The sequence below is a fragment of the Pseudomonas sp. NCCP-436 genome (assembly GCF_019656335.1).
Taxonomy (GTDB): Bacteria; Pseudomonadota; Gammaproteobacteria; order Pseudomonadales; family Pseudomonadaceae; genus Aquipseudomonas.
Map to the genome: position 1 here is coordinate 26,533 of NZ_BPLZ01000011.1, position 21,871 is coordinate 48,403.

Genomic DNA, 21,871 nt, shown 5'->3' on the forward strand with positions numbered 1-21,871 from the left:
AGGGCTACCGGGCCGAAGCGAATTGATTGAGGGCGCCCGCAAACCACTGCTGCACGCCTTGCATGCTTGCAGCGGAGGTATCCAGCACCGGTTGCGGATAGACGCCTAGCAGGATCAGCAGTGCACCGAGGCCCAGTACCATGCTCAGCTCGCGTCGGTTCAGCCCGGGAAGGGGCGTTTCCTGCTGTTGTGGGCCGAAGTAGGCCCGATGGATCATCGCCAGGGCATAGACCGAGCCCAGCACCAGACCACTGGCTGCCAGTACCACGACCCATGGCGCGCTCGGGAAGCTGCCGAGCAGAATCAGGAATTCGCCAACAAAGTTGCCGGTGCCGGGCAGGCCCAGCGCGGCAGCGGCGAAGAACAGGCTGATGGCCGGTAGCCAGGGCAGTCGTGCCCAGATACCACCCATCTCTCGCATATTGCGAGTATGGGTGCGCTCATAGAGCTGGCCACAAAGGATGAACAGTGCCGCAGCGGACAGACCGTGGGCGATCATCTGTACCACAGCACCCTGCAGCGCGATCTGGCTGCCGGAGTAGATGGCGATCAGGACAAAACCCATGTGTGAGACGCTAGAGTAGGCCACCAGGCGTTTGATGTCGGTCTGCGCGAACGACAGCAGAGCCCCATAGACGATGGCAAATACACCCAGCCATTGGGCGATAGGAGCAAACTCCGCCGAAGCGTTGGGGAACAGTGGCAGGGCAAAGCGCAGCAGACCGTAGGCTGCAGTCTTGAGCAGGATGCCGGCCAGATCCACGGAACCGGCGGTCGGTGCCTGGGCGTGTGCATCCGGCAGCCAGGAGTGCACCGGCACCACCGGGAACTTCACCGCGAAGGCGATGAAGAAGCCCAGCATCAGCAGCCACTCGGTGCCTGCTGCCAGCTCAGTCTTGAGCAGATCGGCATAGTTGAAGCTGAGCACCCCGGTCTGGCTGAAGTGCACGAACACCAGCCCCAGAATCGCCAGTAGCATCAGCAGACCGCTGGCCTGGGTGAAGATGAAGAACTTGGTGGCGGCTGTGATGCGGGTCTTGCCGTCGCTGCCACTATGCCCCCAGAGCGCGATGAGGAAGTACATCGGCACCAGCATCATTTCCCAGAAGAAGAAGAACAGGAACAGGTCGACGGCGAGGAATACCCCGACCACGCCGCCGAGGATCCACATCAGGTTGAGGTGGAAGAAACCGACGCGGTGCTGGATCTCTTTCCACGAGCAGAGTACCGAAAGAACGCCAAGCAGGCCGGTGAGTACCACCATGAGGATCGACAGGCCGTCCATCGCCAGATGGATGGTAATGCCGAGACGGGGGATCCAGTTCACTGTGAATTCGTGGGCCCAGCGTGGATCCGTACCAGGCGCAGGGGCCAGGGCGAAGTCGCCAGTGAGCCACAGCCACAGGCCGAGGCCCAGCAGCAGGCCCATGGTGATCAGGGCGATCCAGCGTGGGGCCGTATAGTTTAGGCGTTCCAGCTGCCAGCAGAGCAGGCCGCCGATGAAGGGAATCAGAATTAGCCAGGGCAGAATCATGACAGGCTGCGTTCCTTAGCTCAGAAAGAGAATAACGGCGAGTACCAACACTGCACCTGCGGCGATGGACGCGGCATACCAGCGGATTTGACCGGTCTGGCTGCTGGCCAGCAGGGCATTTCCGCCGCGGGCAAGCAATGGCAGCAGGCGCAGGCTGCGGTCGATCGGGTCGCTGCCCAGCAGGCGACACAGCAGCAGGTAGGGCTGCACAAAGACTTTGTCATAGAGCCAGTCGAAGCCCCAGGCAGCAAACCACCAGGTCGACAGGACGCGGCCCGGTGCGCTTTGCGCTACGGCTGCTACGAAGCGGCGCTTACCGAGGAAAAGCAGAGCAGCCAGGAGGATGCCGGCCAGAGCGATGGCACCGGAGGCGATTTCCAGGCTGATTTTGTCTGCTCCGCCAGCATGGCCGACACTTTGCGGCAGTACGCCAGCCAGGGGGGGAGTGATCCAGGCACCGATGAAGGTCGACAGCAGGATCAGCACCACCAGTGGCAGGTTGTGGGCGATGCCATGACCGGCATGAGCCTCGGTCTTCTGCTCGCCGTGGAAGGCGATGAAGATCAGCCGGAAGGTATAGATAGAAGTCAGGAAGGCTCCGGCCAGACCCGCGTAGAGCAACCCGTTATGGCCGCTGGCCAGGGCTTCCCAGAGGATCTCGTCCTTGGAGTAGAAACCGGCGGTCAACAGCGGCAGGGCGGCCAGGGCCGAGCCACCGACGATGAAGCTGGCATAGGCCAATGGCAGTTTCTTCCATAGTCCACCCATCCTGAAGATGTTCTGCTCGTGGTGGCAGGCGTGGATTACTGCGCCGGACGCTAGGAACAGCAGGGCCTTGAAGAAGGCGTGGGTCATCAGGTGGAAGATCGCCGCTTCCCAGGCGCCGACACCCAGAGCCAGGAACATGTAGCCAATCTGGCTCATGGTCGAGTAGGCGAGGATGCGCTTGATATCGGTCTGTACCAGTGCGGCGAACCCGGCCAGCACCAGGGTAACACCGCCGACAATGCCGACTAGCTCGAGAATCTCCGGGGCCAGCAGGAACAGACCATGGGTGCGGGCGATCAGATAGACACCGGCGGTGACCATGGTCGCCGCGTGGATCAGCGCCGACACTGGAGTCGGACCGGCCATGGCGTCTGCCAGCCAGGTCTGCAGCGGCAGTTGGGCGGACTTGCCCACGGCGCCACCAAGCAGCATCAGGGTGGCGAGCCACAGCCAGGCGTCACCGGCAGCGTAGCGCTGTGGTGCCAGAGTCATCAGCTCCTGGATGTTCAGCGTGCCCAGATTAAGGAACAGCAGGAACATGCCGATCATCAGGAACACGTCGCCCACGCGGGTGACGATGAAGGCCTTGAGCGCCGCATTACCGTTGGGCACGTGCTTGTAGTAGAAGCCGATCAGCAGGTACGAGCACAGGCCCACGCCTTCCCAGCCAAAGAACAGCACCAGCAGGTTGTCACCCAGCACCAGCAGCAACATGCTGAAGATGAACAGGTTGGTGTAGGCGAAAAAGCGCGAGTAGCCTTCCTCTCCGCGCATGTACCAGCTGGCGAACAGGTGGATCAGGAAGCCTACGCCGGTCACCACGCCGAGCATGGTCACAGAGAGGCCATCCAGGTACAGGGTGAAGTTCGGTGTCAGACCCTCGACATTCATCCACTGCCACAGCGTGAGGCTGTAGACGCCGTTGGCTGGCGGATTGCCTAGGAACTGCAGGGTGACCCAACCAGCGCAGAGCGCGGCCAGGCCGACTGAGCCGACGCCGATGACGGCGCTGGTATTTTCCGAAAGACGCCCGCGCGAGAACGCCAGCAACAGCCAGCCAAGCAGCGGGAAAAGTAGAGTCAGGGCTAGAAAGTTCATCCGCGCATCTCGCTGGCAGCGTCAATGTCGAGGGTGTTGAAGCGGCGATACAGCTGCAGCAGGATCGCCAGGCCGATGCTGGCCTCGGCGGCTGCCAGGGTGATAACCATGATGAACATCACCTGGCCGTCCGGCTGACCCCAACGGGCACCGGCCACCACAAAAGCAAGGGCGGCAGCGTTCATCATCACTTCCAGGCTCATCAGTATGAACAGGATGTTGCGGCGTACCATCAGGCCGATCAGACCGATGCTGAACAGCGCGGCGGCCAGGGCCAGGCCGTGCTCCATGGGGATACCGGTCATTGGCTTGGCTCCTTGGCTTCATGGCGGCCCAGATGGAAGGCTGCGACCAGTGCGGCGAGCAGCAGCAAGGCGGCCAGCTCCACTGCAAGTAGGTAGGGGCCGAACAGGCTGGTGCCAACGGCTTTGGCCTGCACGTCGGTATGGCCAATGGCCGCGCTACTGGGCTGCTCAAACAGCGCGTAGAGCAGTTGGATCAGCAACAGCGCGCTGAGGATGGCCGGGCCGATCCAGATGCCTGGAGAAAGCCACTTGCGCTCCTGATCCACGGCTGCCGGGCCGAGGTTGAGCATCATCACCACGAACACGAACAGCACCATGATGGCACCGGCGTAGACGATGATTTCCAGCGCGCCGGCAAAGGGTGCGCCGAGGCTGAAGAACACCATCGAAACCGCCAGCAGCGAGACGATGAGGTAGAGCAGGGCATGTACCGGGTTGGTGTGAGTAATCACACCTAGCGTCGCGGCAACCGCGATCCCGGCACAGAAGTAAAAGGCGAATTCCATGGCAGGTTCCTTACGGCAGCAGGCTCTTCACGTTGATTGGTTCGGCCTCGTTCTGTGCGGCACCCTTCGGCTTGCCGGCGACGGCCATGCCCGCAACGCGGTAGAAGTTGTAATCCGGGTTTTTGCCGGGGCCGCTGATAAGAAGATCTTCCTTCTCGTAGACCAGATCCTGGCGCTTGTACTCACCCATCTCGAAGTCCGGAGTGAGCTGGATCGCGGTGGTCGGGCAGGCTTCCTCGCACAGGCCGCAGAAGATGCAGCGCGAGAAGTTGATGCGAAAGAACTCCGGATACCAGCGGCCGTCCTCGGTCTCTGCCTTCTGTAGCGAGATGCAGCCTACCGGACAGGCCACGGCGCACAGGTTGCAGGCTACGCAGCGCTCCTCACCGTCAGGATCGCGGGTCAGGACGATGCGGCCACGGTAGCGCGGAGGCAGATACACCGGCTCTTCCGGATACTGCAGAGTGTCGCGCTTGCGAAAGCCATGGCTGAAGACCATGACCAGGCTGCGCAGCTGGGTGGCGGTGCCAACCAGGATGTCCCAGATGTACTTGAACATTGTTGTCTCTCCTTACTGGGCCGCGGCCAGCACCAGGGCGCCGGTCACCAGCAGGTTGATCAGGGTCAGCGGCAGGCAGAACTTCCAGCTGAAGGCCATGACCTGGTCATAGCGCGGGCGTGGGATGGAGGCCCGCAGCAGGATGAAGATCATGATGAAAAGCGCCGTTTTCAGCGCGAACCAGAAGAACGGGATCTGCGGCAGGATGCCGAACGGCCCGTGCCAGCCGCCGAAGAACAGGGTTACCAACAGTGCCGAAACGGTGACGATGGCGACGTATTCACCAACGAAGAACATGCCCCATTTCATCCCGGCGTACTCGATGTGGTAGCCGTCGGCCAGCTCCTGTTCCGCTTCCGGCTGGTCGAAGGGGTGGCGGTGGGTCACCGCGACGCCGGCGATGAAGAAGGTGCAGAAGCCAAAGAACTGCGGAATGATGAACCACAGGTTCTCGGCCTGGTAGTCGACGATGTCACGCATGTTGAACGAGCCGACCTGCGCCACTACACCCATCAGCGCCAGGGCCAGGAACACCTCGTACGATACCGTTTGTGCTGAGGCGCGAAGGGCGCCGAGCAGGGCGTACTTGTTGTTGCTCGACCAGCCGGCGAAGAGCACGGCATAGACCGAAAGACCAGCCATGGCAAAGAAGAACAGGATGCCGATGTTCAGATCCGCCACGCCCCAGCTGGGGGTGATGGGAATGATGGCGAAGGCCATCAGCATCGCTGCAAAGGCGATCATCGGTGCCAGGGTGAAGATCAGCCGGTCAGCGAACGGCGGCGTCCAGTCCTCCTTGAAGAACATCTTGATCATGTCCGCCCCCAGCTGGAACATGCCGAACGGGCCGACCCGGTTGGGCCCGTAGCGATCCTGCCACCAGCCCAGCAGGCGCCGTTCGACAAAGCTCAGTAGTGCACCACAAAGCACCACTACCACCAGAATGACGATGGCCTTGAGCACCGCCACCAGGGTGTCCACTACTTCAGGGCTCAGCCAGGTCATTGTGCAGCCTCCTGCAACTGGGTGACGCTACTGCCGGCAAACACGGGCGGTATGCCCGGCAGGCCTGCGGGCAGGCCGACCACGCCGATGGCCAGGGTGTCGTTCACCTTGACCGGCAGGCGCAAGGTCTGTCCGGAGAGGTTCAGGCTGAGCAGGGTGCCGTCGCTGACGCCCATACGCGTGGCTTCGTCGCGTGCCAGGGCCACATAGGGCTGCGGAATGCGTGACTGCAGAGGAGCTGCGCGCGAGCTGTTTTCCTCGCTACCGAACAGATGATGCAGCGCGACTGCCTGCCAGCTGCCCGGAGCCGGGTTGAAGGCCGCGGGCACGGCAAACCAGGGCAGTACTTCGCCCCGGGCTTCGAGCAGGCGCACGCCGGGATCACCGGCACGCAGGTGACCGCCGACCTCGTCCTGGAACTTGTTCCAGGCCTGTGGCGAGTTCCAGCCGGGGGCCCAGGCGAAGGGGATCTGCTGGCGATCCTCGGCAGTACCGGCATAGCCTTCCATGGAAAAGGCGAAGGGGGAATCCGGATCCTGCGGCTGGCGTGGCTCATGCACGCTGATGTTGGCGCGCATGGCAGTGCGGCCGCTGTAGCGGTGCGGCTCGCGGGCCAGTTTCAGACCCTTGATGCGGAACGAGGCGCTAGGCGCGGCGTCCTTGATCCCGGCCAGCAGCGGGGTGCTCGCGGCGCAGGCGGCGGTGACCTGATCCAGCTGAGTCCAGTCCACGGCCTTGCCCTGTAGTGTGCTATGCAGCGCATGCAGCCAGCGCCAGCCTTCGCGAATCACTACATCGGCGTTGTAGTAGCTCGGTTCGAAGACCTGGAAGAAGCGTTGTGCACGGCCTTCCAGGCTGACCAGGGTGCCGTCGCCTTCGGCGAAGGAGGCGGCTGGCAGTACCAGATGCGCCCGCTCGACGGTGGCGGTACGCTGATGGTCGGCAACGATCAGTACCTTGGCCGCGGTCAGCGCGGCATCTACCCGTGCGGCCTCGGCGCGGCGGTACAGGTCATTCTCCAGCACCACCAAAGCATCGGCCTGCCCGCTGCTCAGGGCGTCCAGCGCGGCGTCCACCGATTCGCCACCCAGCAGGGCAAGACCCAGGCTGTTGACTTCCGATACTACCAGGCTGAGCGAGCCATTCTTCTCGCGGCTTTTCAGGGCGCTGGCAATGTTGGCGGCGGCTTCGATCAAGGTTTTTTCGCCCAGCGAGGCACCGGAGATGACCAGTGGTCGTTTGGCGTTGATCAGGGCCTCGGCAATGCGCTGTACCAGCTCCTGAGCGTCGCTTTCCAAGCCTTCGACGGCCGGTGCGCTCGGGTCGATGGCGTGGGCTACGGCAAAACCGATGCGGGCCAGATCGACAGGGGCGGCATGTACGGTCTCGGCAGCCAGGTCATCGAGACGAGTCTCGCTGACGCTGGCGATAAACAGCGGATGCAGGGCGTGCTGGGCGACGTTCTGTACGGCGGCCATATGCCAGTCCTGAATGCGCGCACCGGCAGCAATCTCGGTGGCCTTGCCCTTGACTGCCTGGCGCAGGGCCAGGGCCATGCGTGCGGCGGTCTGGGTCAGGTCTTCACCGAGGACGAAGATGGCGTCGTGCAGCTCGATATCACGCAGGCTCGGCACTGGCAGCGGGCCGTTTTGCAGGATGTCGCAGATCAGCCGGATATTCTCCAGCTCGGTGGCAGCGATGCCGCTGTAGAAATGCTCGGCACCGACCAGCTCGCGCAGAGCGAAGTTGCTCTCAAGGCTGGCACGTGGCGAGCCGATACCGATCACGCGCTTGTCGCGCAGCAGCTCGGCGGCTTTATCCAGAGCAGCGTCCAGCCCCAGGGGCTGGCCGTTCAGCAGTGGCTGACGCGGACGATCGTCACGGTTGACGTAGCCGTAACCGAAGCGACCACGGTCACAGAGGAAGTACTGGTTGACCGAGCCGTTGAAGCGGTTTTCGATGCGTCGCAGCTCTCCGTAGCGCTCACCGGGGCTGATGTTGCAGCCGCTGGCACAGCCGTGGCAGATGCTCGGGGCGAATTGCATGTCCCACTTGCGGTTGTAGCGTTCGGAATGGGTCTTGTCGGTGAATACCCCGGTCGGGCAGACCTCGACCAGGTTGCCGGAGAACTCGCTTTCCAGTACGCCGTCCTCGACGCGGCCGAAGTAGACGTTGTCATGTGCGCCATACACGCCCAGGTCGGTGCCTCCGGCGTAATCCTTGTAGTAACGCACGCAGCGATAGCAGGCGATGCAGCGGTTCATCTCATGGGCGATGAACGGGCCAAGCTCCTGGTTCTGGTGGGTGCGCTTGGTGAAGCGGTAACGACGGGCGTTGTGCCCAGTCATCACCGTCATGTCCTGCAGGTGGCAATGACCGCCTTCCTCGCACACCGGACAGTCGTGCGGGTGGTTGGTCATCAGCCATTCGACGACGCTCTTGCGGAAGGCCTTGGCTTCCTCGTCGTCGATGGAAATCCAGGTGTTGTCGGTGGCTGGCGTCATGCAGGACATGACCAGACGACCGCGAGTGTCGTTCTCGTCGTTGTACTGCTTGACCGCGCACTGGCGGCAGGCGCCGACGCTGCCAAGCGCCGGGTGCCAGCAGAAGTAGGGGATATCAAGGCCGAGAGAGAGGCAAGCCTGCAGCAGGTTGTCTGCTCCGTCGACTTCGAAATCTTTGCCGTCTACGTGGATAGTGGCCATTTTCTTCAGTCTTCGTTTGCCCACCCGAAGGTGGACGGGCTAAGGGAATTCTTTTCGTTTTTCCGGGGCCGGACGGCGTCTACGCCCACTAGTCCGGCCGCTGGGTCTTTCAGACGCGTACTGGCATCTTCACCGGCGCAGCCTCGGCGGCTACCCCGGCTTCAAACTCTTCACGGAAATACCTGATTGCGCTCCCAAGGGGCTCGACCGCCCCCGGCGCGTGGGCGCAGAAGGTCTTGCCCGGACCGAGGAAATTGACCAGACCGAGCAGCGTGGCAATGTCCTCGCGCGTGCCCTGGCGACGTTCCAGCGCGCGCAGGATCTTCACGCTCCAGGGCAGGCCGTCACGGCATGGGGTACACCAGCCGCACGATTCGCGGGCGAAGAACTCTTCCATATTGCGCAGCAGCGAAACCATGTTGATGGTGTGATCCACCGCCAGTGCCAGACCGGTACCCATGCGGGTACCGACCTTGGCGATGCCGCCGGCGTACATCTGTGCCTCCAGATGCTCCGGCAGCAGGAAGCCGGTGCCGGCGCCGCCCGGCTGCCAGCATTTGAGCTGGTAACCGTCGCGCATGCCGCCGGCATAGTCCTCGAACAGCTCGCGGGCAGTGACGCCGAATGGCAGCTCCCACAGGCCCGGGTTCTTCACCTTGCCGGAAAAGCCCATCAGCTTGGTGCCGTGATCTTCGCTGCCCGGGCGTGCCAGAGACTTGTACCAGTCCACGCCGTTGGCGACGATCGCCGGCACGTTACACAGCGTCTCGACGTTGTTGACACAGGTGGGCTTGCCCCAGACTCCTACGGCAGCGGGGAAGGGTGGCTTGGCGCGCGGGTTGGCTCGGCGGCCTTCGAGCGAGTTGATCAGTGCGGTTTCCTCGCCGCAAATGTAGCGGCCGGCACCGGTATGCACGAACAGTTCGAAGTCGAAGCCACTGCCGAGGATGTTCTTGCCCAGCAGCCCGGCGGCTTTGGCTTCCTCGATGGCGCGATTGAGGTTGCGTGCAGCATCGACGTACTCGCCACGCAGGAAGATGTAGCCACGGTAGGCCTTCAGCGCGCGGGCGCTGATGATCATGCCTTCTACCAGCAGGTGTGGAAGCTGCTCCATAAGCAGCCGATCCTTCCAGGTGTTGGGCTCCATCTCGTCTGCGTTGCACAGCAGGTAGCGGATGTTCAGTGACTCGTCGGTGGGCATCAGGCCCCATTTCACGCCGGTGGGGAAACCGGCGCCGCCGCGCCCCTTGAGTCCTGATTCCTTGATCTGTTGGACTATCTCAGCCTGGGCCATTTCCTGCAGCGCCTTGCGTGCGGCGGCATAGCCGTTCTTGGCCTGGTATTCCTCGAGCCAGACCGGCTGAGCGTCGTCACGCAGGCGCCAGGTCAGTGGATGGGTTTCCTCGCGGCGTTCAATGCGGTTGGCCGGGCCGAAGGAGGTCAGTGTCTTCATTGATAGTCCTCCAGCAGCTGAGCAATACCCTGAGCATCAAGGTTGCCGTAGGTGTCGTCGTCGATCATCACGGCTGGCGCCTTGTCACAGTTGCCCAGGCAGCATACCGGCAGCAGGGTAAAGCGGCCGTCAGCAGTGGTCTGGCCGGGAACTATGCCCAGTCTTTCCTTAAGGCTGTCGAGCAGGCTTTCATGGCCACCGATGTAGCAGGTCATGCTGTCGCAGATGCGGATGATGTGGCGTCCTACCGGCTGGCGAAAGATCTGGCTGTAGAAGGTAGCCACGCCTTCAACATCGCTGGCGGGAATGCCAAGCACTTCACCGATGGCGTCGGCAGCGCCGTCCGGCACCCAGCCACGCTCCTTCTGTACGATCTTCAGCGCCTCGATGGAGGCGGCGCGTGGATCCTCGTAATGGTGCATCTCATGCTCGATGGCCGAGCGTTCGGTTTCGCTGAGGACGAAACGGTCAGTCTGGATAAGCGTACTCATAATCAGCGGTCCACGTCGGCCATGACGAAGTCGATACTGCCCAGGTAGGCGATCAGGTCAGCCACCATGCTGCCGCGGATCACCGAGGGGATCTGTTGCAGGTGAGGGTAGCTGGGCGTGCGGATGCGGGTGCGGTAGCTCATGGTGCTGCCGTCACTGGTCAGGTAATAGCTGTTGATGCCTTTGGTCGCTTCGATCATCTGGAACGACTCGTTGGCCGGCATCACCGGGCCCCAGGAAACCTGCAGGAAGTGGGTGATCAGGGTCTCGATGTGCTGCAGCGTGCGTTCTTTCGGCGGCGGTGTAGTCAGCGGATGATCCGCCTTGTACGGGCCTTCGGGCATGTTCTTCAGACACTGATCGATGATGCGGATGCTCTGGCGCATTTCTTCCACACGCACCATGCAGCGGTCGTAGGCATCGCCGTTGTGGCCCAGCGGCACCTCGAACTCGAAGTTCTCGTAGCCGGAGTAGGGGCGAGCCTTGCGCAGGTCGAAGTCGCACCCGGTGGCACGAAGGCCGGCGCCGGTGGTGCCCCATTCGAGCGCTTCCTTGGTGTTGTACTGAGCCACACCGATGGTGCGTCCCTTGAGGATGCTGTTCTTCAGTGCGGCCTTTTCGTACTCGTCAAGGCGCTTGGGCAACCAGTCGACGAACTCCTTGACCAGCTTGTCCCAGCCGCGAGGCAGATCGTGGGCGACGCCGCCGATGCGGTACCAGGCCGGATGCAGTCGGAAGCCAGTGATAGCCTCGATTACCTTGTAAGCGCGCTGGCGGTCAGTGAAGGTGAAGAACACCGGGGTCATCGCACCAACGTCCTGAATGTAGGTGCCGAGGAACAATAGGTGGCTGGTGATGCGGAAGAACTCGGCCATCATCACACGGATGGTGTCAACCTTCTGTGGAACCTTGATGCCAGCCAGTTTCTCGACTGCCAGCACGTAGGGCAGGTTATTCATCACCCCGCCGAGATAGTCGATGCGGTCCGTGTAGGGAATGAAGCTGTGCCAGCTTTGCCGCTCGGCCATTTTCTCGGCACCGCGGTGGTGATAGCCGATGTCCGGTACGCAGTCGACGATTTCCTCTCCGTCGAGCTGCAGAACAATGCGGAAAGCACCGTGGGCCGAGGGGTGATTGGGACCGAGGTTGAGGAACATATAGTCCTCGTGCTCGCCTGAACGCTTCATGCCCCAGTCCTCGGGGCGGAAGCGGGCCGCTTCCTCTTCCAGCTGTTGCTTGGCCAGTGTCAGGCTGTATGGGTCGAATTCTGTGGCGCGTGCCGGGTAGTCCTTACGCAGCGGGTGGCCTTCCCAGGTCGGCGGCATCAGAATGCGCGTCAGATGGGGGTGCCCTGCGAAGTTGATGCCGTACATGTCCCATACTTCGCGCTCGTACCAGTTGGCATTGGGCCAGATGCTGGTGACCGATGGCAGATTCAGGTCGTTCTCGGACAAGGCGACCTTGATCATTACGTCACTATTACGTTCCAGCGACAGCAGGTGGTAGAACACCGTGAAATCGGCATCTGGCAGGCCTCGGCGGTGGGTACGCAGGCGCTCATCGACCCCGTGCAGGTCGTAGAGCATGACGTAGGGACGTGGCAAGTCGCGCAAGAAGCGCAGAGTCTCGGTGAGCTTTTCGCGCGGTACCCAGATTACCGGCATGCCGGTGCGGGTCTGCTGTAGCGTAAAACCGGCTTCCGGGAAGCGGGTTTGCAATTCGTTGACGACATCCTGGTCGTCGGCCTTGTACGGCGGGATGGACAGAACGGTGTCTGCAGTCATGGTCTCGGTCGCTTTCGGTCAACAACGTAGAAGAATGAATTGCGTTCGTTTGGGTACAACGGCAGATTCAGACTTCGTCCGGGCTACGCAGGTTGGTAACGGCAATACGCTGTTCGCGACGCTGTTCCTTTTGCGACGGCATTTCGGCACGGTAGATGCCTTGGTCGCCGACGACCCAGGACAGCGGTCGCCGCTCCTGGCCGATGGATTCCTGCAGCAGCATCAGCCCTTGCAAGAACGCCTCGGGACGGGGCGGGCAACCTGGAATGTAAACGTCGACGGGAAGGAACTTGTCCACCCCTTGGACGACCGAGTAGATGTCGTACATGCCACCGGAGTTGGCACACGATCCCATGGAGATGACCCACTTGGGTTCGAGCATTTGTTCATACAGACGCTGGATGATCGGAGCCATCTTGATGAAACAGGTTCCGGCAACGACCATGAAGTCAGCCTGGCGAGGAGAGGCGCGGATGACTTCTGCTCCGAAGCGGGCAATATCATGCGGGGCGGTGAAGGCAGTGGTCATTTCCACGTAGCAGCAAGACAGGCCGAAGTTGTACGGCCACAGGGAATTCTTGCGCCCCCAGTTGACGGCTCCGTTGAGCACATCTTCCAGTTTGCCCATGAAAATGTTTTTGTGAACCTGATCCTCTAGCAGTGGGTCGGACACGACCTCCCGCTGGCCGATCGGATACTGCTCGTTGGCAGTATTCGGGTCGACCCGAGTGAGTTTGTATTGCATCGCCAAAGCCTCATTGTTTCAGCTTCGCCTGCCGCTTGCGGCGTCCCTCAGGTGCCCAATCCAGCGCACCTATCGCCGACTCGTAGACAAGACCCGCGAACAGAATGGTTATGAAAACGGTAGCGCCGACCAAGCCGATCCAGGCGCTTTCGCGCACGGAAACGGCCCAGGCGAACAGAAACAGGGCTTCGACATCGAAGATCACGAAGAGCATCGCGACCAGATAGAACTTGGCGGACAGACGCAGACGGGCGCTGCCGGTAGGAAGCATGCCGGACTCGAAGGGTTCGTTCTTGCTCCGTCCCCAAGCCTTGCTGCCCAGAAGGCTGGAAAGACCGAGCATGAAAGCAATGAGTCCGCAGACTCCGAGTAGAAAAACAGCAAAAGCCCAGTCGTGAGACATGGTCGATACCGCATCAGGCATGCCGGTACTCCTTGCTAAAAGGAACGGCTTTTATTTAGAAATGATTCGTCCGCCCATAGAGAAGCGGCAACGAAGAATTGCCATATTGTATGCACTTATTGCGCAGTAAGTAAATTTACCAGAGAAAAAAATAATCCAGCCCAAACCCCTTTCCGGGGATTTATCCGTCCTGCCTGGTCTCTCCGTGCTAGCAGTGAGAGAGATGGGAACGGGCAAAACCCCTCAAGTCCGCGCCATTAGTGGCTTTCAGCTATGCCGGACTGAAAGGTGTGAAATGTTGCAGGCTTGTCGATAAGGTTTCTCATTATGTCTTTACTCCTTTGTATGTAACAAAGTGTCGTTCTTTCGTATCGGATTGGTCATCTACAGGAAACTTACTATCAAGAATATGAAGCTTTAATCATGAGCTTTGATTTTAATAGGATGCTATTAATAACCTGTGATGCTTAATTTTTTGCTCTATATGCGTAATTGGTATTTATAGGGAGGTGTGTGAGGGAGGGGGAGTTTCGGATTCTGGCTTTCCTCTGGCCTGGCGTCAGGTGAGGTCTGTAAGCCGCTGGAGCGACTCGAATCCTCAGCGCAAAACTGTTCATGCCTATGCTAGGCCATCGCCTTGGCCATTTGGATTTCTGCTAATAGCCTTGAACGCGCTTTGGCAAATCTGCTTTCACTACCGGCTGCATAGGATAGAGTTTGCTGGTGCTGGGCGTGTTGGTCGATCCGTCGGACTATGTCACTGCTGCGTGCTGAGTGGAGACTTTTTACGGACAAAAAAAGCCCCGGCAAGCCGGGGCGGATTAGGCAACCAAGGGGGGCTGCGGATGTATGTCCGCAGCGCAAGCCGTTCTTAGTGGAACTGGTTCATGGTGTTGTCTTTGCCACCAGCCTTCAGCGCGGCTTCGCCGGCGAAGTACTCCTTGTGGTTGTCACCGATGTCGGAACCAGCCATGTTCTGGTGTTTCACGCAAGCGATGCCCTGACGGATTTCCTGACGCTGCACGCCCTTCACGTAGGCCAGCATGCCTTGGTCGGCGAAGTAACCCTTGGCCAGGTTGTCGGTGGACAGGGCTGCAGTGTGATAGGTCGGCAGGGTGATCAGGTGGTGGAAGATGCCGGCCTGAGCGGAAGCGTCGCGCTGGAAGGTGCGGATACGTTCGTCGGCTTCTTTCGCCAGATCGGTTTCGTCGTACTCGACGCTCATCAGCTTGGCGCGGTCGTAGGCGGAAACGTCCTTGCCTTCGGCTGCCCATGCATCGAACACCTGCTGACGGAAGTTCAGCGTCCAGTTGAAGGACGGACTGTTGTTGTAGACCAACTTGGCGTTCGGGATGACTTCGCGGATGCGGTCAACCATGCCCTTGATCTGGCCGACATGCGGCTTCTCGGTTTCGATCCACAGCAGATCTGCGCCGTTTTGCAGGCTGGTGATGCAGTCCAGAACCACGCGGTCTTCGCCAGTGCCCGGCTTGAAGCAGAACAGACCGGAGGGCAGGCGCTTGGGCTTGAGCAGCTTGCCCTGAGCCTTGATGACTACGTCGCCGTTGTCGATGTCGTCAGCGGAGTTGATGTACTCACCGTCGAGGAAGCTGTTGTACAAGTCGCCCAGGTCGCCCGGCTCGTTGGTAACGGCGAAGTTCTTGGTCAGACCGGCACCCAGGGAGTCGGTACGGGCAACGATCACGCCGTCATCTACGCCCAGTTCGAGGAAGGCGTAGCGAACTGCGTTGATCTTGGCGAGGAAGTCGGAGTGCGGAACAGTAACCTTGCCGTCCTGGTGGCCGCACTGCTTCTCGTCGGATACCTGGTTTTCGATCTGGATGCAGCAGGCACCGGCTTCGATCATCTGCTTGGCCAGCAGGTAGGTGGCCTCGGCGTTGCCGAAGCCGGCGTCGATGTCGGCAATGATCGGTACGACGTGGGTTTCGAAGTTGTCGATCTGAGCCTGGATTTCAGCTTCCTTGCCCTTGTCGCCGGCCTTGCGGGCGTCATCCAGAGCGCTGAACAGCAGGTCCAGTTCACGGGCATCGGCCTGGCGCAGGAAGGTGTACAGCTCTTCGATCAGGCTGGAGACGGCAGTCTTCTCATGCATGGACTGGTCAGGCAGCGGGCCGAAGTCGGAGCGCAGGGCTGCGACCATCCAGCCGGACAGGTACAGGTAGCGCTTGTTGGTGGTCTTGAGGTGCTTCTTGATGGAAATCAGCTTCTGCTGACCGATGAAGCCGTGCCAGCAACCCAGGGACTGGGTGTACAGGGAGGAGTCGGCGTCGTACTCGGCCATGTCCTTGCGCATGATGGCAGCGGTGTACTTGGCGATGTCCAGACCAGTCTTGAAGCGGTTCTGAATGCGCATGCGAGCGGCGTACTCGGGGTTGATCGCGCTCCAGGTGTTGCCGAATTTCTCTTTCAGGGCGGCAACGGCCTTGATCTCGTTCTGATATGCGGACATGGTCAATCCTTCAAAGAATGTAATGGTTGAGCACCAACGACCCACACCAGGCGCGCACAGGTGCGACGGCTGCGGGTTGCTACCACTGTGACGGCGAGGTAACGGCTGAAAGGCGAGGGTGTGCTGCGGAGGGGATGAAGGCGAGCAGGATTCAGGCGATCCCAGCGCGTCGGGCTCGTGGATACCCTGGCGCTGTGGCGAGCTTGCCGTGCTGTCTGTTACTTGCTTCCCCGTCCCTCAGGACAACTTCGTTCCAGTCGCAACCTCGTCGTACGGCCTTGTGGGCTGTTGGGACACGGACCGTTACGAAGTGCTTCGTTGACGGTCTGGAGATCCTTTTCAGGACCCCTGGCTAGCGGGAGCGAGGCCATCATGCCTTCGGAAAAATGCTTCGTCAAACGTTTTGTAGTGGTTTTTTAAATCTACTACATATTCGTTATTCGACTGTTTGGTCAGGAATTTGGCGTTCTAGGCGCGGCGCTTCAGGACTTGCATGGGGGTTGTCATGATTGTTTGCTGGGGTGCGGAGGGGCGGTGCGACTTTGGTCGAGTATCAGTCGAGTGCTTCGACCTTCAATCGCAACGAGGTGGAGTCGCGGCCTTGAGTGTTGTGGCGGCTGAGCAGGTCGCTGCTGCTGGAGCTGCTCTGCTCGCTGACCCCGCCGAGACTGATCCATTCGCCGAGACGGCCGCTGACGCGGGTGTCGGCAGTCTGTACCGCTACCACCCCGGGGCGGCTCTGGCTGAGGCGGTTGTTCTGACTGCTGATGTTGAGGTGTACCTGTTCGCCGGTAAGAGTGGCGGTAACGTAGAAGCCGCGCATCACGTTTTGGTACTGAGTGGAATGCTGAACCTGGCCGTAGGGGCCGGTGCTGGTGGTGGTAAGTGGGACGCTCTGGCCTATCTGGATCAAAGCCGGATAGCCTTCGGTTGCTTGTATCTGCTGTGTGCCGCCGCCACGGCTGTCGGTGCTGCGACGGATGACGCGCAATTGATCGCGGCCATGCGCTTCGCCGTGACCGATGCGAACGTCGACATCTCCGGCGCTTAGCGTGCCGTCTACACGATAGCCAGTGTCATTGCGGATGTTGTCATCGGTGCTTTCCAGGGTGATAAGTAGGCGGCGTGGGCGGCTATCGAGCTGTTGCAGCAGCTCACGTACTTCTTCAATCTTCCGTGGCTCGGCATGGACGATCAGCTGATTGCCGTAGGCGCTGACCCGGCCGTCACTGCCCAGTAGCGTCTGTACTGCACCCAGTACTTCATCGGCCATGCGGTAGTTCAGGGGAATGACCTCGGTAGCGGCCTGTAGTGGCAGGCTCAGTATCAGGGCAGTAAGGAAAACTGATGGCTTCATAGCAGAAAACTCCGCAGGTTCGGATCGCTGACGCTGTTGTCCCAGGCCTGCTCGAACTGGGCCTGACGCTGACGGACGCGTACCGGATCGTTGTAAAGCGCGTAGCCGCCCGGTTGATCAAGTTGCGGACGCAGCAGCAGGCCGCGGTCGTCGGCAATCAGATAGGTCTGATCTTCTGGGGGCAGAGCCGGGTTGAGTTTGCGGATATGCAGGCTGGAGGTAAGCCGGCGGGAGAGCCTCAGCAGAGCATGGCTCTCTCGTATCGCCCGGTCTGAGTCACGCAGCAGGATGCGCAGGTGAGTCCGGGGGCTGGACAGTAGAAAACGGGTACAGGCTTCCTGAATGCTGGAGTGATTGCACAGCCAGGGCTCCAGGTCGTTGCTATACAGACAAAGCGTACGGCGAGCTTGCTGGATCAGGGCTAGAAAGTGAGCGCGGGCTTCTTGCGGCCGCTCAAAGCGCTCCAGTTGTTCGTGACTGCCGAGAGGGAAGGGGGCCGGTTCCCAGTCGGTTGTGTCGGCTGTGACAGATTCTGGGTTGTGCACGGCAAAGCGCCCCGGGGAGTGGAACTCGACGCTGGCCAGTTCATCCTGTACTGGTGTATCGCTGAGTCCGACCGGGGTGTCTTTGTCGTTCATGCAGAGCCTCTACTGGCTGGTGCGCACCATGTCCACATGGGGAATGCCGGCGTCGAGGTACTCGTCGCTGACGATGGCAAAGCCCAGCCTTTCATAGAATGGCGTGGCATGCACCTGTGCAGTAAGCATTTGCTGACGCAGGCCGCGTTTTTCCGCCTCGGCTATTACAGCCAGCATCAGTTTTTCACCTACTTTCAGGCCGCGCCAGTCCTTGAGTACCGAAACCCGGCCGATGTGACCATCTGGCAGCAAGCGCGCAGTGCCGACGGCGTAGTCACCTTCTTCGGCGAGGAAATGGACAGCAGTAGTGTCCTCTGCGTCCCACTCCAGTTCGGGCGGTACCGATTGCTCGGCGACGAAGACGCTTTCGCGGATGCGGCGTATCTCGGCGTTGTCTTTATGCCAGTCCGCCACGCGGACAATGACTTCACTCATCAGCAAACCCCAGGCTACCTTGCTTGACCAGTTCCCATAGCAGGGTACGTCCTTCTTCATCGGCCAGCCAGGCAGCAAGATTGTCGACATGCAAGGCATCTGCACTGCAGATCAGTTTCAGCAGTTCGCGCAGTCGGGCCGAAACCAGGCGGCTCTGGCCGCTGGCGAACACTACCAGATCCTCCCCGACTTCGGACCAGGCCAGACGGGCACTAGGGTTGCGGGTAATTACCGCGCCGCTGTCCAGTGCATCGAGGAACTCGGACTCTTCGATCTCCTGGCCGGCCACCAGTTCCGGGTACTTGGGCTCGGTCATGAACTGGCCGAACCAGGTCATCAGCAGGCGCTCATCATTCATGTGGCGTTCGAGCAAGGCCTTCAGTCGTTCCAGGGCGTCACGCTGGATCTGGTTGGGGTCTGTGCAGGGCTGCAGGTCGGCGTCACTGTAGCGCTCCTCGTCGGGCAGGAACTGGCCGAGGAAGTCGGTGAAGTGAGTCAGTACTTCGGCGGCGCTTGGCGCACGGAAGCCCACGGAATAGGTCATGCAATCATCCTCAGCGGTGCCACAGTGGGCGAGGCAGGGCGGCAGGTAAAGCATGTCGCCGGGTGCCAGCACCCATTCATCGGTTGGTTCGAATTGGGACAGTATCTTCAGATCGGCGTGTGGCAGCAGGGGGCTGTCGGCGTCGCACATCTGGCCAATTTGCCAGCGACGATGGCCGTGTGCCTGCAGCAGGAACACGTCGTAGTTGTCGAAATGCGGACCGACGCCTCCGCCAGGAGCGGCGAAACTGATCATCAGGTCGTCGATGCGCCATTTGGGCAGAAACTTGAAGTCTTCCAGCAGTTCAGCTACTTCCGGAACGAACTGGTCGACGGCCTGCACCAGCAGGGTCCAATCGCGCTCGGGCAGTGTCTGGAAGGTGTCTTCGTTGAACGGTCCGCGCTGCAGTTCCCAGGGACGCTCGCCATGCTCGATCACCAGGCGCGATTCGACTTCCTCTTCCAGGGCCAGGCCGGCCAGTTCGTCCGGGCTGATGGGGCTTTCAAAGTCGGGGATGGCCTGGCGCACCAGCAGAGGTTTCTTCTGCCAGTAGTCACGTAAAAATTCGCGGGCTGTGAGGCCACCGAGCAATTGCAGCGGAGTATCAGGATTCATCAGTAAGCCCTTGAAATTAAGCTAAACCTTTAAACAAAAACGCCCGGCTCAGCCGGGCGTCGTTCATGCTGAGCGGCTCAGATACGCTTGGCCTGGGCCACGGCGTTGCCGATGTAGCGCGCCGGGGTCAGTTGCTTGAGCTCCTCTTTGGCGGCAACCGGCATGTCCAGGCTGTCGATGAAGGCCAGTAGTGCCTCCGGGCTGATGCCTTTGCCGCGGGTCAGCTCCTTGAGCTTCTCGTAGGGATTCTCGATGGCGTAGCGGCGCATTACGGTCTGAATCGGCTCGGCCAGCACTTCCCAGCAGGCGTCGAGGTCTTCGGCCAGACGCGCCTGGTTCAGCTCCAGCTTGCCGATACCCTTGAGGCTGGCTTCGTAGGCGATAACGCTGTGAGCGAAACCGACACCGAGATTGCGCAGCACAGTGGAGTCGGTCAGGTCACGCTGCCAGCGGGAGATCGGCAGTTTGCTGGCCAGGTGCTGGAAGATGGCGTTGGCAATGCCCAGATTGCCCTCGGAGTTCTCGAAGTCGATCGGGTTGACCTTATGCGGCATGGTCGAGGAGCCGATTTCGCCGGCTACGGTCTTCTGCTTGAAGTAGCCGAGAGAGATGTAGCCCCAGATGTCGCGGTCGAAGTCGATGAGGATGGTGTTGAAGCGGGCGATGGCGTCGAACAGCTCGGCGATGTAGTCGTGTGGTTCGATCTGGGTAGTGTAGGGGTTCCACTGCAGGCCCAGGTCGTTCTCGATGAACTGGCGGGCGTTGGCTTCCCAGTCGATCTGCGGGTAGGCCGACAGGTGGGCGTTGTAGTTGCCCACGGCGCCGTTGATCTTGCCCAGCAGCGGCACGGCGGCGACCTGGGCGATCTGTCGCTCCAGGCGATAGACCACGTTGGCCAGCTCCTTGCCGAGAGTGGTCGGCGAGGCCGGCTGGCCGTGGGTGCGCGACAGCATCGGTACGTCGGCGAACTTCACCGCCAGCTCGCGGATGGCACCGGCGATCTGCTTCATCAGCGGCAGCAACACGCTGTCGCGACCTTCGCGCAGCATCAGGGCGTGGGACAGGTTGTTGATGTCCTCGCTGGTGCAGGCGAAGTGGATGAATTCGCTGACCTTGGCCAGCTCCGGCAGTTTGACGGCCTGTTCCTTGAGCAGGTATTCAACGGCCTTGACGTCATGGTTGGTGGTGCGCTCGATCTCTTTCACGCGCTCGGCGTGCTCAAGGGCGAAATTTTCCGCCAACTCATTGAGCAGAGCATTGGCCTCGGCGGAGAAGGGCGCTACTTCCGGGATGCCCTCATGAGCGGCCAGGCGCTGCAGCCAGCGTACTTCGACCAGTACGCGATTACGGATCAGACCGTATTCACTGAAGATGGGGCGCAGTGCGCTGGTTTTGCCGGCGTAGCGGCCGTCGACGGGGGAAACCGCGGTGAGCGAGGAAAGCTGCATGTGTGCGTTCTCGGGCTGTCGGGCTGAAAAACCATCCGCATTTACGGCTTTCGCGCCGAATAGGGCGAGAAACTGGCCGAAAGAGCGGAAGGCCTCTGACGAAAGGGGCGCATATCATACATGAAAACCGCTGTTTCGCCGTCTATGAGCTGCGTCGTCTGACCGACAGCAGGCTGGCAGCGAAGATCAGTGCTGCGCCGAGCAGCGATAGCGAGTCAGGCGCCTCGTTCCACAGCAGCCAGGCAAACAGGCCGGCGAAGACGATGGCCAGATAGGCTACCGGGCCGATGAGGCCGGGAGGAGCCAGACCATAGGCATGCGACATGAAAATCTGGCTGGTGGTGGCAAGCAGGCCGACTCCCAGCAGCCAGGTCAGTTGGTTGGCGTCGAGAGGCTGCCAGCTCCAGGTAAGCGGAATGGCAGAGAGCAGCGTGCTGAACAGTGAGAAGTAGAAAACGATGCGGGTGGCCGGCTCACTGTCGCTCATTTCGCGAATGGAGACGAAGGCAAAGGCGGCAAGTAGGCTGCAGGTCAGGCCGATCAATGCGGCGCCATTGAACAGAGCATCGCTGGGCTTGGCTACCAGTATTACACCGACCAAGCCTATCAGGCTGGTGACCTGTATGCGCGAGGTCAATGGTTCCTTGAGCCAGAGGTGAGCAATTAGTGGTGTGAAAACCGGTGCTGAATAGGTAAACAGCATGGCGTCGGCCAGCGGCAGGTGAGCGATTGCATAGAAAAAGCAATACATTGCCGCCAGCCCGTAGATGGTGCGCCACAGGTGTGACTTCAGGCGAGTGGTGCGTAGCGTGCGGGTGCCGCGCAACACAAGTAGCGGCAGAAAGAACAGCACGCCGACCAGATTGCGGAAGAACACTACCAGCTCGTTGTTGACACTGGCTGATATCTCGCGGATGCCGACCCCGGTAAGGGCGAACAGAAGGGCGGAAACGGCCAGCAGAAGCGCCCCCTGCAGTGGCCGAATGCTACGTGGGGGGCTGTTCATGC

The 21,871-nt window shown here is 60.8% G+C and carries 19 protein-coding genes; all 19 read right to left on the reverse strand.

Going from position 1 to position 21,871, the window contains the following annotated elements; genetic code table 11:
- Positions 1-4 precede the first annotated feature (4 nt).
- The 19 genes from nuoM to NCCP436_RS12450 all read right to left on the reverse strand — a co-directional run bounded on the left by nuoM (position 5) and on the right by NCCP436_RS12450 (position 21,869).
- The gene (gene nuoM, locus NCCP436_RS12360) at positions 5-1,534 is read right to left on the reverse strand and encodes an NADH-quinone oxidoreductase subunit M (protein ID WP_220804303.1); all 1,530 of its coding nucleotides are present in this window, start codon (positions 1,532-1,534) and stop codon (positions 5-7) included.
- A gap of 15 nt (positions 1,535-1,549) precedes the next feature.
- Positions 1,550-3,400 carry an NADH-quinone oxidoreductase subunit L gene (gene nuoL, locus NCCP436_RS12365; protein WP_220804304.1) on the reverse strand — a complete coding sequence of 617 codons (1,851 nt, stop codon included), beginning with the start codon at positions 3,398-3,400 and terminating at the stop codon, positions 1,550-1,552.
- Positions 3,397-3,705: an NADH-quinone oxidoreductase subunit NuoK gene (gene nuoK, locus NCCP436_RS12370; RefSeq protein WP_220804305.1), complete on the reverse strand. Its 309-nt coding sequence runs from the start codon at positions 3,703-3,705 to the stop codon at positions 3,397-3,399. Before nuoK ends, nuoL begins: the two co-directional genes overlap by 4 nt.
- Positions 3,702-4,211, reverse strand: a complete 510-nt coding sequence (gene nuoJ / locus NCCP436_RS12375; protein ID WP_220804306.1) for an NADH-quinone oxidoreductase subunit J — start codon at positions 4,209-4,211, stop codon at positions 3,702-3,704. The genes nuoK and nuoJ overlap by 4 nt, the downstream gene beginning before the upstream one ends.
- 10 nt (positions 4,212-4,221) lie before the next feature.
- Positions 4,222-4,770, reverse strand: a complete 549-nt coding sequence (nuoI, locus tag NCCP436_RS12380) for an NADH-quinone oxidoreductase subunit NuoI (RefSeq protein WP_220804307.1) — start codon at positions 4,768-4,770, stop codon at positions 4,222-4,224.
- A 12-nt stretch (positions 4,771-4,782) separates the two neighbouring features.
- Complete coding sequence (gene nuoH / locus NCCP436_RS12385) at positions 4,783-5,775, reverse strand: NADH-quinone oxidoreductase subunit NuoH (RefSeq protein WP_220804308.1); 993 nt, start codon at positions 5,773-5,775, stop codon at positions 4,783-4,785.
- Positions 5,772-8,480, reverse strand: a complete 2,709-nt coding sequence (gene nuoG / locus NCCP436_RS12390; RefSeq protein ID WP_220804309.1) for an NADH-quinone oxidoreductase subunit NuoG — start codon at positions 8,478-8,480, stop codon at positions 5,772-5,774. The genes nuoH and nuoG overlap by 4 nt, the downstream gene beginning before the upstream one ends.
- A 109-nt stretch (positions 8,481-8,589) precedes the next feature.
- A complete protein-coding gene (gene nuoF / locus NCCP436_RS12395) occupies positions 8,590-9,933 on the reverse strand; it encodes an NADH-quinone oxidoreductase subunit NuoF (RefSeq protein ID WP_220804310.1) in 1,344 nt (447 codons plus the stop codon).
- Positions 9,930-10,430 (reverse strand): NADH-quinone oxidoreductase subunit NuoE, encoded by a 501-nt coding sequence (nuoE, locus tag NCCP436_RS12400; RefSeq protein WP_220804385.1) that lies wholly within the window; start codon positions 10,428-10,430, stop codon positions 9,930-9,932. The genes nuoF and nuoE overlap by 4 nt, the downstream gene beginning before the upstream one ends.
- Positions 10,427-12,208, reverse strand: a complete 1,782-nt coding sequence (nuoC, locus tag NCCP436_RS12405) for an NADH-quinone oxidoreductase subunit C/D (RefSeq protein ID WP_220804311.1) — start codon at positions 12,206-12,208, stop codon at positions 10,427-10,429. Before nuoC ends, nuoE begins: the two co-directional genes overlap by 4 nt.
- A gap of 67 nt (positions 12,209-12,275) precedes the next feature.
- Complete coding sequence (locus tag NCCP436_RS12410; RefSeq protein ID WP_220804312.1) at positions 12,276-12,953, reverse strand: NADH-quinone oxidoreductase subunit B family protein; 678 nt, start codon at positions 12,951-12,953, stop codon at positions 12,276-12,278.
- A 10-nt stretch (positions 12,954-12,963) separates the two neighbouring features.
- Entirely contained in the window at positions 12,964-13,377 is a 414-nt protein-coding gene (locus tag NCCP436_RS12415; RefSeq protein ID WP_220804313.1) for an NADH-quinone oxidoreductase subunit A, read from the reverse strand.
- Positions 13,378-14,227: 850 nt separating this feature from the next.
- Positions 14,228-15,826, reverse strand: coding sequence for an isocitrate lyase (locus NCCP436_RS12420; RefSeq protein ID WP_220804314.1), 1,599 nt, complete (start codon positions 15,824-15,826; stop codon positions 14,228-14,230).
- A gap of 553 nt (positions 15,827-16,379) precedes the next feature.
- Positions 16,380-17,183 (reverse strand): secretin N-terminal domain-containing protein, encoded by an 804-nt coding sequence (locus NCCP436_RS12425; protein ID WP_220804315.1) that lies wholly within the window; start codon positions 17,181-17,183, stop codon positions 16,380-16,382.
- Positions 17,180-17,821 (reverse strand): histone acetyltransferase HPA2, encoded by a 642-nt coding sequence (locus tag NCCP436_RS12430; protein WP_220804316.1) that lies wholly within the window; start codon positions 17,819-17,821, stop codon positions 17,180-17,182. The genes NCCP436_RS12425 and NCCP436_RS12430 overlap by 4 nt, the downstream gene beginning before the upstream one ends.
- A gap of 9 nt (positions 17,822-17,830) precedes the next feature.
- Positions 17,831-18,256, reverse strand: a complete 426-nt coding sequence (locus NCCP436_RS12435) for a GNAT family N-acetyltransferase (protein WP_220804317.1) — start codon at positions 18,254-18,256, stop codon at positions 17,831-17,833.
- Complete coding sequence (locus NCCP436_RS12440; RefSeq protein ID WP_220804318.1) at positions 18,249-19,415, reverse strand: cupin domain-containing protein; 1,167 nt, start codon at positions 19,413-19,415, stop codon at positions 18,249-18,251. The genes NCCP436_RS12435 and NCCP436_RS12440 overlap by 8 nt, the downstream gene beginning before the upstream one ends.
- Positions 19,416-19,492: 77 nt before the next feature.
- Positions 19,493-20,863, reverse strand: a complete 1,371-nt coding sequence (gene purB, locus NCCP436_RS12445; protein WP_220804319.1) for an adenylosuccinate lyase — start codon at positions 20,861-20,863, stop codon at positions 19,493-19,495.
- A 142-nt stretch (positions 20,864-21,005) separates the two neighbouring features.
- Positions 21,006-21,869, reverse strand: a complete 864-nt coding sequence (locus NCCP436_RS12450) for a DMT family transporter (RefSeq protein WP_220804320.1) — start codon at positions 21,867-21,869, stop codon at positions 21,006-21,008.
- Between the last annotated feature and the right edge of the window lie 2 nt (positions 21,870-21,871).